Raw genomic sequence first — 12,310 nt, forward strand, 5'->3', positions numbered from 1 at the left:
TAAACAGTCAATATGAATTTTTTAATAGATTATGAGTCAAAACAAAAAAGCCGTTCTCATTAAGAACGACTTTTGAGTGAGGATTGGTAGTCAGAAGGGTATAGTCTCCCATCCCAATCTCGGCTGATTTTTAAACCAGATTCTGTTTTGATGACAGTCATGGCTCCTTTTTTCTCGATTTCTTTTTTGACTTTTCCTTTTTGATCGATAAATTGGATCACCATTTCATAGTTAAATTCAATTCTGTCATCGCTTTCATCTGAAGGCGAAAACATAATTTTTTTCAGCTTAATTTGACAATCTTGATCCTTCGCCGCTTCTAATATGCTCGGGAACATGCTGTCTTGTGTATATTCTTGATATTCATGTTCGGTTAAATAAACCTTCAGCTTCTCTTTCATGTCAGATAGGTCATCCGTTCGATTCACTGTGTATTGTGCTTTTTTATAGCTTTCTCCAAATGCTGCTGCCTCTTTTTTAAAGCTCGGTTTACCACAAGCACTCACAATCAATAGTACACTGACGATGACCAACACCATCGCATACCTTTTGTTCACACCATTCGCTCCTTCAAAACAAATTTATGTAAAAAATCATGATCAGAATGTTCATTCTTCTATATATACGTTTCTCTTTTACCATAAGTTTCATCTTTACATAATAAAATAGTCCGGCTTTCTTCAGCCGGACTTTCCGTTTTGAATGTATGCGCAAACAGCTCGATCTTTTCCGTTAATATCTTTGACGATGCAGACATCCGCTTTAGGAAATGCCTGCTCAAGTAGCGCTGTGACATCTTGACCTTGCGTATGTCCAATTTCAAAGACAACAACTGCTTGATCACTCAGCACGCTGGGAAGATCATGAACGAGACGCTGATAAAACCACAAGCCATCGCGTCCGTCCGTCAGCGCATTCACCGGCTCATGCTTCGTCACAACCTGAGACAGACTGTCCATTTCTTCCGCCGCAATATAAGGTGGATTGGAAATAAATACATCTACTTTAATGCCTTGAGCTATAACCGGTTCAAGCAAATCCCCATGTAAAAAATGAACGTCTGCACCGAGCGCTTGTTGATTGCGTTTTGCTACCGCAAGCGCTTCTTGTGAGATATCAGTCGCTGTGACAGATAGTGATTTTTTTTCAAGAGCCAGCGTAATCGCAATGGCTCCGCTTCCTGTGCCAACGTCAACTGCTTTTAGTGGCTGATCAGGCGGGAAAACGTCACCTACCAAATTGAGCGCCGCCAGAACAACTTCTTCCGTTTCAGGACGAGGAATAAGAACATGCTTGTTCACCTCGAAAGGACGTCCGTAAAAGAATTCAATACCCGTTAAATGCTGAACAGGAACACCCGCCTTATGCTGCGTCACAAATTTGCTGAACAGTTGATCTTGCTCCTCAGGCAGCGCATCATGAAATCGTGCAAGAAGCTCACTTCTGCTCCAGCCGAGCACATGTATCAACAGGAGTTCTGCTGCATTTTGGTCTCTGCCAGCTTCCGTTAACAAAGAAGAAGCCCATTTAAGGGCTTCGAAGATTGTTCGCTCTTTATTTTGCATCTTGAAGCTTTCTTGCTTGGTCTTCCATAATTAGTGCATCAATGACCTCGTCAAGTTTTCCTTCTAAAATTTGATCAAGCTTTTGAATCGTCAATCCGATGCGGTGGTCTGTTACACGGTTTTGCGGGAAGTTGTACGTACGGATACGCTCTGAACGATCCCCTGTTCCAACCGCAGATTTACGTGTTTGATCATATTCAGCCTGTGCTTCTCGCTGGAATTTATCATAAATTCTCGCACGAAGTACTTTCATGGCTTTTTCTTTGTTTTTAATTTGTGATTTCTCATCCTGACAGGACACAACAACACCTGTTGGAAGGTGAGTTAATCGAACAGCAGACATGGTCGTATTGACACTTTGTCCGCCAGGTCCGCTTGATGCAAATGTATCCACACGGATATCTTTTTCATGGATATCAATTTCAACTTCCTCAGCCTCAGGTAATACAGCGACTGTCGCAGTAGATGTATGGATCCGTCCGCCTGATTCTGTTTCTGGAACACGCTGCACGCGGTGTGCACCATTTTCAAACTTTAGTTTGGAGTATGCGCCTTTCCCGCTGATCATAAAGATGATTTCTTTATAACCGCCTGTGCCAGTGACACTCGCTTCCATCACTTCCGTTTTCCAGCCTTGCATTTCAGCATAACGGCTGTACATACGGTAAAGGTTTCCTGCAAAAAGAGCAGCTTCTTCTCCACCCGCTGCACCACGAACCTCCACAATAACGTTCTTATCGTCATTTGGATCTTTCGGGATCAGCAAGATTTTCAGCTCGTCTTCTAAACGTTCCGTTTCTTCTGTGAGCTCTGAAATTTCTTCTTTGACCATGTCGCGCATCTCGGCATCCAGCTTCTCTTCGAGCATTGCTTTTGCATCATTCAGCTGATCGTATGCCGCACGATATTGTCTATATACCTCAACAGTTTCTTGAATATCGGATTGTTCTTTCGAATATTCACGAAGCTTCTTAGGGTCGTTCACCACTTCAGGGTCACTTAAATATTCATTTAGCTTTTCATAGCGTTCTTCAATTGATTTTAAACGGTCTAACATGGTCTTCACCTCTGTTTTGTGCGTAACAGTCTAATTATAGTATAGCGGGGTATGACAGTCAAAAAAATTTCCAAAACAATTGACTTCCTGCAATTTTTCGCTAGAAAACACGATCTTTGGCGATTGGTTACTTGTTTTGTCTAACGCGAAGGAACAGGAACTCTTAAAAGAGAATGGTACTTGTAATTGAAAAAAGGGAGGGCATTTGGTTTGAATACAAATGAGGTTGCAAAAGAAATTGGTGTTTCTTCAAAAACGATTCAGCGTTGGGTCAAACAGCTAAACATCCCTGTCGCCCGGAATGAACTTGGACATTATGAATTTCATGAAGATATCGTACAGCTGCTCAAAGAGGTCAAACACCAAATGAGTGAAGGTGTGATCCTCCAAGACATTCAACTGCCAATCCATAAGGAAACCGTTCGTCAATCAGCACCTGCTGCCGAAATTGATGTCTCCATACAGCGGATTGAAGCATTAGAAAAGCAAGTAAAAGAGCTTATTCAACAGCAATTACACGTCACTGATGTAGAAGACCGCCTGCAAGAGCTTGAACGGAAATTGGCTAAAAAAGCAGATGAAGGTGTATCGTATCAGCTGCTTCAGCACCGCAGAGAAATTGAAGACTTATCCACAAAATTTGACCGCCTCGCCGCAGCCTTGAAACAACCGTCACAAGTAGAAGAAAAAAAGGAAACCGCACACCCCGACATCAAAAAAAAGCGTGTACTCTTCCCTCTGTTTCATTCATTTCGCTAAGAAAGGCTGCCTCGTTTGGCAGCCTTTCTACTATATTATACGGTAAGTGCAATAATGATCGGTAATGTGATGAGTGACATGATGGCACTGATCACAAATGCGGATGCAGTTTCCGCCTCTTGTTTTTCAAATCGTGTTGCGATCATTGCTGCAACAGCTGAACCTGGGAAGGCAACAAGCAATACAGCTTTTGTAATTTCATCAGCCGAAAGACCCATAAGAACGGCAATAAAATACATAAGTAATGGTTGTACAGCTACTTTTAGCAATGCAATACTGAAGGCTGGCAAGCTTAATTTAATTTTGCGGATACCAACAGTGACACCGACTGCGAATAATGCCACACCTGATGTGACGCTGCCAATTTCCTCTAACATTTCATGTCCGATTGCAGGAAGTTTAAATCCTAAAAGAACAAGAATGATACTGGCTAACGGTGCAAGTGCAAGCGGCTCTGATAAACCGTGTAAAATTGCTTTTGTCGTCATTTTTAGGAAGCTTTCGCCTTCTTTGGCTTTTCCTTTTGTTTTTTCACCGACAGTTGACACAATAATAGCAATTGGATCAAGCAATGCATTTACAACTATTCCGGTAATCGCAATCGGAATTGCAACCTCTTGAGCTCCAAATAAACTGCCCAAGACCGGAATCCCCATAAATGCAAAGGTCGGTTGTGCTGAGTTTAACGAGAAAACAGAAGAATCTGTTAAATCATATTTAAAAGCAAATTTCGTAACTAAAAGGATAATGATATAAAAACCAACGATTCCGAAAATCAATGCAACGAAAAATGGAATTTGACTATAGAATTTATCTTTTGGTGTTGACAGAATACTGGCGATAAAGTGCGCTGGTAAAGCATACTTTGTAACAAGTGTACTTACACCTTTTGCAGATTTAGCGTCATAGCTGCCGAAGTTCCCTGCGAACCAACCCAGCGCGATAACGAAAAAAATCGGTGCTAGGAGGATCAAAATATTTAAAAAGTCCATCTTACTCTTCCTCCTTAAATCCTTTACATGTTTCTTATTTATTGCGGCATTGCTTAGATTACCCGAAGCAATGCCGCGTTACACATTTTATTATGCTCTTACAATTTTTTTATATTCAGGAATCCACATTGCGTCTTTCACAGCTTGTTCGATGTTGTCAGGCGTTCTTCTAGCGACTCCATCTTTGATTGCTGCTTTCGCTACTTCAACAGCTACATGAATTGACACTTCTTGCAATTTATCAATACTTGGAAGAAGACCAGCACCTGGTTTCTCATGATCAACCATTTCAGCAATTGCATTCGCAGAAGCAACGAACATGCCTTTTGTGATGATTTTTGATTCTGTTACGATTGAACCAAGACCAAGTCCAGGGAAAACGAACGCATTGTTTGATTGGCCGATTTCATGTTCAATTCCGTTATACTCAACGTTTTCAAACGGGCTTCCTGTTGCAACAAGCGCACGGCCGTCAGTCCATTTGAATAGATCCTCTGGCACAGCTTCAGCAAGCGGTGTTGGGTTAGACATTGGCATGATCACTGGACGCTCTGTATGAGCTGCCATTTCTTTAATGATTTCTTCAGTGAATGCGCCGCCTTGACCTGATGTACCGATAAGGATGGTCGGCTTCACCCTGCGAACAGTTTCAGCAAATGAGATTTGTCCTTTTTCATCGCGTGCCCAGCCTTCGACTTCATCAGAAGTACGCAGGTACGGTTTTTGGAAATCAAGCACTTCATCTTCAAATTGATCTGTTAGCAATCCTCTGTAGTCTAATGTCCAGAATGCATTGTTTGCTTCTTCTTCTGTTAGACCTTCAAGAACCATTGTGTCACGCATTTGATCTGCAATTCCGATACCAGCTGATCCAGCTCCGAAGATGACAACACGGTGATCTTTCAATTGAGTACCAGTTTTCTTGACAGCTGCAAGAACACCCGCTAAAGTAATGGCACCAGTACCTTGAATATCATCGTTGAACGTTAAGATGTTATCGTTGTATTTTTTCATGATGTTACGCGCATTTTTGTTTCCAAGGTCTTCCCAGTGAAGCAATGCTTTCGGGAAGAATTTAAGTGCTGCTTTCACATAAGCATCAATGAATTCTTCGTATTTTTCACCTTGTACACGTTTGTGATGGTTCCCAATGTATAATGGATCATTCAATAATTTTTCATTGTTTGTTCCAACATCTAATACAACTGGAATCACACGGCTAGGATCAATACCTGCTGCAGCCGTGTAAACAGCTAATTTACCGATTGCGATGTTGATACCACCAACACCCCAGTCACCAATTCCAAGAATACTCTCAGAGTCAGTTGCAACGATGAGGTCAATATCTCCAGCAGTTGCGTGCAAGTTTTCAAATGCTTTCTCGATTCCGTCAATGTCGTCAATTGAAAGATAGACACCATGAGGTCTTCTGTATTCATGGCTGTATTCTTGAATCGCTTCACCAACAGTTGGTGTGTACACAACTGGAAGCATTTCACGAAGCTTTTCTGTTAGAAGCTTGTAGAACAATACTTCGTTACGGTTTTGCAAATCACTTAAGTATACGTTTTGACGAAGACGATCCGGCTGAGCTAGAAACTGCTTGTACGCTCTTTCCGCTTGCTGTTCTAAAGTTAGAACCGTTGGAGGAAGTAAACCTTCTAGTCCAAGCTCTTGTCTTTCTTCTTCAGAGAAAGCAACGCCTTTGTTCAACGTTGGAATCGATAATACATCTTTACCTGTCAAAGTGGTTTCGAGGTACCCTTCTTTTGTTTTCTTCACGTTGTTCATCAAAAACTACCCTCTTTCTAAAATATAAATAAAGTGAACTATTAATCCAAAGAACGATTAAGGAGAAAAATCCTTAATCAAAAAAATTATGACAAGAAATCGAACTTTTCGTTTAAATGCTTTACACTACAGTTAGTCATTTTATGCCTGCTTATGACAAAACGCAAGCGTTGAAAATTAGATAATTTAATCGTAGTGTTATTTAATTTATTTAAGTACAAATGATGGGTGTTCAGCCAAAATCTCGAAAAACGAAACACAGCGGCATTTGCTATTTTTTTATTTGTCAAGTGTTGTACCAACATCAAGTCTTGGTACTTCATGGTGATGTCTGCATCGTGCTTCGTATGATTCCTGCGCACCTACTAAAATAATAGGATCATCATAGGATGCGGGTTTACCGTCGATCAAGCGTTGTGTTCTACTCGCTGGGGAGCCGCATACCGAACAAACTGCTTGAAGTTTTGTTACAAGCTCTGCACATGCCATTAAATGCGGAACAACACCAAATGGCTCTCCTCTGAAGTCTTGATCCAGGCCTGCAACAATGACTCGATAGCCTTGGTCAGCCAATTGAGTGACAATGTCAATGATTGTCTCATCAAAAAATTGCACCTCATCAATGCCAATGACATCGGTTCTTTCTGATATGTGCGTTATTATGTCTTTTGGTGAGGCTACTGCAATCCCATCTAATGATGAACCGTTATGTGACACAACTGAGCTTGTACTATATCGGTTATCAATCGATGGTTTGAATATTTTTACTTCTTGTTTGGCAAAGGTGGCCCTTTTGGCTCTCCGAATCAATTCTTCCGACTTTCCAGAAAACATACTGCCGCAGATGACTTCAAGCCAACCGCTTTGTTTCATCACATACATAAGGTCTTCTCCCCCGTTTTAAAGTTCCATCAATCCACGTAAAAAAACAGGCAAGAACGGATTCCTGCCTGTTTATTGTATCTATTATTACTTAAGACCGTATTTTTTGTTAAAGCGGTCAACACGTCCATCAGCAGAAGCGAATTTTTGACGGCCTGTATAGAAAGGATGGCACTCAGAGCAAATCTCGATGCGTACCTCTTCTTTTACTGATCCAGTTTCAAACTCATTTCCACAAGCGCATTTGACTGTAGCTTTTTTGTAGTTAGGATGAATTCCTGTTTTCATCTACTGTCATCTCCTTCCGCCCTGAATCCAATTCGGAAACAGAGTTAATATCTCAGAAATAAATTCTGAAACGCACATGATAAAATTATAACAGTGTGAGTCTATGATTGCAAATGTATTTTTCCAGAGAAACTATCTTCTTGATGCAGACATATTGGCTTGTTTCCATTCTTGCGTTAAAATATCGAAAAATTCTTGGTTTGTCTTTGTTTTTCTCATTTTGCGCATGAACTTCTCAGCGAAGTCAGGTGTATCTGACATCGATTTTCTCATCGCCCATAAACGATCAAGATGCTCTTTTGGCACAAGCAGTTCTTCTTTTCTCGTACCAGAACGGCGAATGTCGATCGCAGGGAAAATTCTTCTTTCGGCCAAAGAACGGTCCAAATGAAGCTCCATGTTCCCAGTTCCTTTAAACTCTTCATAAATTACGTCATCCATACGTGATCCTGTATCAACAAGTGCAGTGGCTAAAATCGTCAAGCTTCCGCCTTCTTCAATGTTACGTGCAGCACCAAAGAAGCGTTTTGGACGATGGAAAGCCGCAGGATCAATACCGCCTGAAAGCGTTCGGCCGCTTGGCGGAATCACAAGGTTGTATGCACGAGCAAGCCTTGTGATGCTGTCCATTAAGATGATGACATCTTTCTTATGTTCAACAAGACGCATCGCACGCTCTAAGACAAGCTCTGCTACTTTAATGTGGTTTTCCGGTACTTCGTCAAAGGTTGAACTAACAACATCCCCTGCAACAGAACGTTCGATATCTGTTACTTCTTCTGGGCGTTCGTCAATCAAAAGGACAATCAGCTCTGCCTCTGGGTGATTTTCAGAAATGCTGTTGGCAATTTCTTTAAGCAAAATGGTTTTCCCAGCCTTAGGCGGTGCAACGATTAAACCACGCTGTCCAAATCCAACTGGCGCCATCATGTCCATAATTCTAGTAGACAGGTGATTAGGCTGTGTTTCAAGAATCATTTGACGGTCAGGAAATAGCGGTGTGAGTGCAGGAAAGTGAACACGTTCCTTTGCTGATTCTGGGTCGTCCCCATTTACCGCTTCTACATGAAGGAGGCCATAGTAGCGTTCATTCTCTTTTGGAGGTCGTACCTTTCCAGACACTTTATCTCCATTTCGTAAATCAAAGCGTCTGATTTGTGAAGCTGAAATATAAATGTCTTCAGAACTTGGTGAGTAGTTAATCGGTCTTAAGAAACCAAATCCCTCAGACTGAATAATTTCAAGAACCCCTTCCATAAATAAGAGATCCTCTTGCTCAGCGTTCGCCTTTAAGATGGCAAAAATTAATTCTTTTTTTGTTAGTTTGCTGTAATAAGAGATTTTGTATCGTTTTGCTAACTCATACAGCTCTTTTAATTTCATATTTTCCAAAGATGAAATCGATACATCTTTCAATATGGACACCACACTTTTCTAGTCAATGTATTTCTTTACAAATGCATGACCATTGTATTTGATTAGCTTTTAATTCCGTTGTTGTTGGAATGACCTCGCTCTGATGGTAACGCTCCCACTCGTTTTATCGTGAAAGATAGGAACAATGTGAAATAGAGCTTTGTCAACATAGAGAAGGATAATGAGTATATCGTCATGATGCGGCAGTATTTAAACTTGTTGAAGCTTAAAAGAAGTAAATTCGCAGAAAATTTCGCAGCACTCTTTAGTTTTACCTCATTTGCAGAGAATATTCAACTTTTAAAAGAAAATGATATACATTTGACACCTATATGAAAAGCGGGTAATGAATACCCGCTTTCAGATTACGGACGAATGACAAGATTCGGTTTTTTCTTTAAGCTGTGTCTGCCGTCTACGAAACGAACCGTACCTGATTTCGCACGCATGACAACACTATGTGTTGTTCCAACAGAGCCTTTGAATTGAACACCTTTAAGTAATTCTCCGTCCGTTACACCTGTCGCTGCAAAAATGGCGTCATCTCCTTTTACGAGATCTTCCATTCTGAGGACTTTCCCAACATCCAGCCCCATTTTCTCACAGCGTCTTAGTTCTTCTTCACTTTGAGGAAGAAGCTTACCATGAATTTCACCACCAAGTGCCTTTAACGCAACAGCAGAAAGGACACCCTCAGGCGCTCCGCCTGAACCAAATAGAATATCAACACCTGTGTGATCAAATGCTGTATTAATGGCTCCTGCAACGTCACCATCGTCGATCAGTTTAATTCTTGCTCCTGCTTCTCTCAGTTCAGCAATAATTTTCTCATGTCGATCTCTGTTTAAAATCGTTGCAACCACATCTTCAATATCTTTGTTTTTTGCTTTTGCAACAGCGCGAAGATTATCAATGACAGGCGCTTCAATGTCGATGCAGCCTACCGCTTCTGGACCTACTGCGATCTTATCCATGTACATATCAGGTGCATTCAGCAGGTTGCCATGATCTGCAACTGCAATGACAGCTAAGGCATTCCAGCCGCCGCTTGCCACAATGTTTGTTCCTTCTAATGGATCAACAGCGACATCCACGCGAGGTCCATATCCGTTCCCAAGCTTTTCCCCAATATAAAGCATTGGTGCTTCGTCCATTTCTCCTTCGCCAATGACCACTGTCCCCTTCATCGGAATGGTGTCAAATACATCACGCATTGCACTTGTTGCAGCATCATCCGCTTCGTCTTTTAATCCTCTTCCCATCCAACGGGCAGATTTTAATGCAGCTGCTTCTGTCACCCGTACTAGTTCCATCGATAAACTTCTTTCCATTTTTGTCCAAATCTCCTCTCACAGTCAAAGCCTTATGAATTTTGAAGTTCTTCTATTTCTTGGTCATTCAGCTTTTCACGCCAGATGGTTGCACCCAAGCCTTCAAGCTTCTTCTCAAGCAAACTATATCCTCTGTCTATATGTTCAAGCCCTGTGATTTCGGTCACACCGTCTGCCATTAACCCTGCGACAACAAGACAAGCGCCTGCACGCAGATCACTTGCTTTAACCTTTGCTCCTTGGAGCTGTGTTTGTCCGGTAATAATAGCAGATCTTCCTTCGACCTTCATGTTTGCACCCATTCGACGCAATTCGTCAATGTGCTTAAAGCGTGCTGAGTAGATCGTATCTGTGACCACACTCGTGCCTTTTGCTTTTGTTAACAGCGCCGTCATCGGCTGCTGAAGGTCAGTCGGAAAGCCCGGATACACAAGGGTTTTGATATCGACAGGCTTGAGTCCTTCGTTTCTGCCAACGATCAGCATCTGATCGTTGCTCGTTTCAATGGTGAACCCCATTTCTCTAAGTTTCGCCGTAATTGATTCTAAATGAGTTGGGATCACATTATCAAGTACAACTTCATCACCCATCGCTGCACCAGCTATTAAAAATGTTCCTGCTTCGATGCGGTCAGGGATGATTGAATGCTTACAGCCATGAAGAGATTCTACACCTTCGATTCGAATGACATCGGTACCCGCACCTTTGATTTTGGCTCCCATGCTTGCAAGCAGTGTCGCTACATCAATAATTTCGGGTTCCTTTGCAGCATTTTCAATCACGGTTTTTCCTTCAGCCAGTACGGCTGCCAGCATGATGTTGATCGTCGCACCTACACTGACAACATCAAGATAAATCCGGGCTCCGACTAATTTTTCAGCGCGCAAATAAATCGCACCCTGCTCGTTTGTCACCTCGGCTCCAAGTGCTTCAAAGCCTTTGATATGCTGATCGATCGGCCTAGGTCCTAAGTGGCATCCTCCTGGCAGTCCGATGACAGCCTGCTTAAATCTGCCCAGCATGGCGCCCATTAAATAATAGGATGCACGCAGTTTCTTCACTTTTCCATTAGGAAGCGGCATACTGATCATGGAAACAGGATTCACAACCATTTCACCTTTTTCAAAAGTGACCTTTCCGCCAATTTCTTCTAACAGATCCCGTAATGTGTCGATATCTGATATATGCGGAAGGCCTTCAATGGTTACTGGAGAATCAGCAAGAATTGTGGCAGGAATCAGTGCCACAGCACTATTTTTCGCACCACTAATATGTACGGTCCCGCGCAAGGGATCACCGCCGGCAATGTTTAACTTTTCCATATTTGTCTCCCTTCTTAAAGAAGATCACTGTTGGAGTTATACTGTTTGTGGATGTCGCGCTTTAAAAGGTCTTGTCCAAAATTTAGCCAATATCAAGAGAAAGAATACAGGTTAAACGAAATTTGTCGGAAGAAAAATAATCGAAGCTTTGCGAGGCTGTGATGTTCTCTTCTTTGCACAAAACATTTCTTAGCGTTTATAAGGAAAACTGCGGCAAACGAGAGACGATCCCGCCTGCCACAATCATTTATTTATTCCAGTCTGCTAAAAATTGCTCAATGCCTGCATCCGTTAATGGGTGTTTCGTCAGCTGCTTGATGACTTTCAGCGGCATTGTGCCGATATGAGCACCTCTAAGCGCAGCTTCTGTCACATGCTGCGGATGACGAATAGATGCAGCAATGATTTGTGTATCTAATCCATGAACATCAAAAATAGTTTTCACTTCGCTGATGAGATCAAGACCATTTTGGCCAATGTCATCTAAGCGGCCAAGGAATGGAGAAACATACGTCGCACCAGCTCTAGCTGCAAGAAGTGCCTGGTTTGCACTAAAAATCAATGTGACGTTTGTTTTAATTCCAAGGTCTGTTAATGCTTTGACAGCTTTAAGGCCATCTGTAGTCATTGGAATTTTGACCGTGATATTCGGTGCGATGGCAGCTAGCTCTTTTCCTTCTTCAATCATTTCCTCTGCTTTTAAGGAAATCACTTCTGCACTGACAGAACCTGATACCACGTCAGTGATTTCGCGAAGGCGGTCGTGGAATGAGACGTCCTTTTCTTTCGCTACTAAACTAGGGTTTGTTGTGACGCCTGCTAAAATGCCAAGCTCGTGCGCCTCTTTGATGTCTTCAATATTCGCTGTATCTACGAAAAATAACATAACTGTGCCACTCTCCTATCA

At 42.0% G+C, this 12,310-nt stretch carries 12 protein-coding genes; 1 reads left to right on the forward strand and 11 read right to left on the reverse strand.

Annotated features, from left to right (window positions below; translation table 11 throughout):
• Positions 1 to 59: 59 nt before the first annotated feature.
• From MHB67_RS16915 to prfA, 3 genes are all read right to left on the reverse strand, one after another.
• Positions 60 to 539, reverse strand: coding sequence for a hypothetical protein (locus MHB67_RS16915; protein WP_122631700.1), 480 nt, complete (start codon positions 537 to 539; stop codon positions 60 to 62).
• A gap of 141 nt (positions 540 to 680) precedes the next feature.
• Positions 681 to 1,565 (reverse strand): peptide chain release factor N(5)-glutamine methyltransferase, encoded by an 885-nt coding sequence (prmC, locus tag MHB67_RS16920; RefSeq protein ID WP_342492657.1) that lies wholly within the window; start codon positions 1,563 to 1,565, stop codon positions 681 to 683.
• On the reverse strand, positions 1,555 to 2,622 hold the full coding sequence (gene prfA / locus MHB67_RS16925) for a peptide chain release factor 1 (protein ID WP_024423741.1): 1,068 nt from the start codon (positions 2,620 to 2,622) through the stop codon (positions 1,555 to 1,557). The genes prmC and prfA overlap by 11 nt, the downstream gene beginning before the upstream one ends.
• A gap of 210 nt (positions 2,623 to 2,832) precedes the next feature.
• Between prfA and racA the strand changes: the two genes are divergently transcribed.
• Positions 2,833 to 3,381, forward strand: a complete 549-nt coding sequence (gene racA / locus MHB67_RS16930; protein ID WP_197172997.1) for a chromosome-anchoring protein RacA — start codon at positions 2,833 to 2,835, stop codon at positions 3,379 to 3,381.
• Positions 3,382 to 3,416: 35 nt separating this feature from the next.
• Here racA and MHB67_RS16935 read toward each other — a convergent pair whose 3' ends face one another.
• From MHB67_RS16935 to fsa, 8 genes are all read right to left on the reverse strand, one after another.
• Positions 3,417 to 4,373, reverse strand: coding sequence for an AEC family transporter (locus tag MHB67_RS16935; protein WP_024423743.1), 957 nt, complete (start codon positions 4,371 to 4,373; stop codon positions 3,417 to 3,419).
• Between the two features lie 90 nt (positions 4,374 to 4,463).
• The gene (malS, locus tag MHB67_RS16940) at positions 4,464 to 6,164 is read right to left on the reverse strand and encodes an oxaloacetate-decarboxylating malate dehydrogenase (protein WP_046312945.1); all 1,701 of its coding nucleotides are present in this window, start codon (positions 6,162 to 6,164) and stop codon (positions 4,464 to 4,466) included.
• 279 nt (positions 6,165 to 6,443) lie between these two features.
• Complete coding sequence (locus MHB67_RS16945) at positions 6,444 to 7,046, reverse strand: thymidine kinase (protein ID WP_024426350.1); 603 nt, start codon at positions 7,044 to 7,046, stop codon at positions 6,444 to 6,446.
• Between the two features lie 87 nt (positions 7,047 to 7,133).
• Positions 7,134 to 7,334, reverse strand: a complete 201-nt coding sequence (rpmE, locus tag MHB67_RS16950; RefSeq protein WP_003215407.1) for a 50S ribosomal protein L31 — start codon at positions 7,332 to 7,334, stop codon at positions 7,134 to 7,136.
• A gap of 132 nt (positions 7,335 to 7,466) precedes the next feature.
• A complete protein-coding gene (rho, locus tag MHB67_RS16955; protein ID WP_008354975.1) occupies positions 7,467 to 8,750 on the reverse strand; it encodes a transcription termination factor Rho in 1,284 nt (427 codons plus the stop codon).
• A gap of 365 nt (positions 8,751 to 9,115) precedes the next feature.
• Entirely contained in the window at positions 9,116 to 10,081 is a 966-nt protein-coding gene (glpX, locus tag MHB67_RS16960; protein WP_012011567.1) for a class II fructose-bisphosphatase, read from the reverse strand.
• A 32-nt stretch (positions 10,082 to 10,113) separates the two neighbouring features.
• Entirely contained in the window at positions 10,114 to 11,403 is a 1,290-nt protein-coding gene (locus tag MHB67_RS16965) for a UDP-N-acetylglucosamine 1-carboxyvinyltransferase (RefSeq protein ID WP_024423746.1), read from the reverse strand.
• Between the two features lie 247 nt (positions 11,404 to 11,650).
• Positions 11,651 to 12,289 (reverse strand): fructose-6-phosphate aldolase, encoded by a 639-nt coding sequence (gene fsa / locus MHB67_RS16970; protein WP_024426351.1) that lies wholly within the window; start codon positions 12,287 to 12,289, stop codon positions 11,651 to 11,653.
• Between the last annotated feature and the right edge of the window lie 21 nt (positions 12,290 to 12,310).

Source organism: Bacillus sp. FSL H8-0516 (assembly GCF_038635285.1).
GTDB classification, from domain to species: Bacteria; Bacillota; Bacilli; order Bacillales; family Bacillaceae; genus Bacillus; species Bacillus safensis.

What these genes read in the sequence shown, in the direction of transcription:
- fsa (WP_024426351.1), bottom strand. Translation starts at nt 12,289, where the DNA reads ATGTTATTTTTCGTAGATACAGCGAATATTGAAGACATCAAAGAGGCG.
- malS (WP_046312945.1), bottom strand. Translation starts at nt 6,164, where the DNA reads ATGAACAACGTGAAGAAAACAAAAGAAGGGTACCTCGAAACCACTTTG.
- MHB67_RS16945 (WP_024426350.1), bottom strand. Translation starts at nt 7,046, where the DNA reads ATGTATGTGATGAAACAAAGCGGTTGGCTTGAAGTCATCTGCGGCAGT.
- glpX (WP_012011567.1), bottom strand. Translation starts at nt 10,081, where the DNA reads ATGGAAAGAAGTTTATCGATGGAACTAGTACGGGTGACAGAAGCAGCT.
- MHB67_RS16915 (WP_122631700.1), bottom strand. Translation starts at nt 539, where the DNA reads ATGGTGTTGGTCATCGTCAGTGTACTATTGATTGTGAGTGCTTGTGGT.
- MHB67_RS16965 (WP_024423746.1), bottom strand. Translation starts at nt 11,403, where the DNA reads ATGGAAAAGTTAAACATTGCCGGCGGTGATCCCTTGCGCGGGACCGTA.
- MHB67_RS16935 (WP_024423743.1), bottom strand. Translation starts at nt 4,373, where the DNA reads ATGGACTTTTTAAATATTTTGATCCTCCTAGCACCGATTTTTTTCGTT.
- rpmE (WP_003215407.1), bottom strand. Translation starts at nt 7,334, where the DNA reads ATGAAAACAGGAATTCATCCTAACTACAAAAAAGCTACAGTCAAATGC.
- prmC (WP_342492657.1), bottom strand. Translation starts at nt 1,565, where the DNA reads ATGCAAAATAAAGAGCGAACAATCTTCGAAGCCCTTAAATGGGCTTCT.
- prfA (WP_024423741.1), bottom strand. Translation starts at nt 2,622, where the DNA reads ATGTTAGACCGTTTAAAATCAATTGAAGAACGCTATGAAAAGCTAAAT.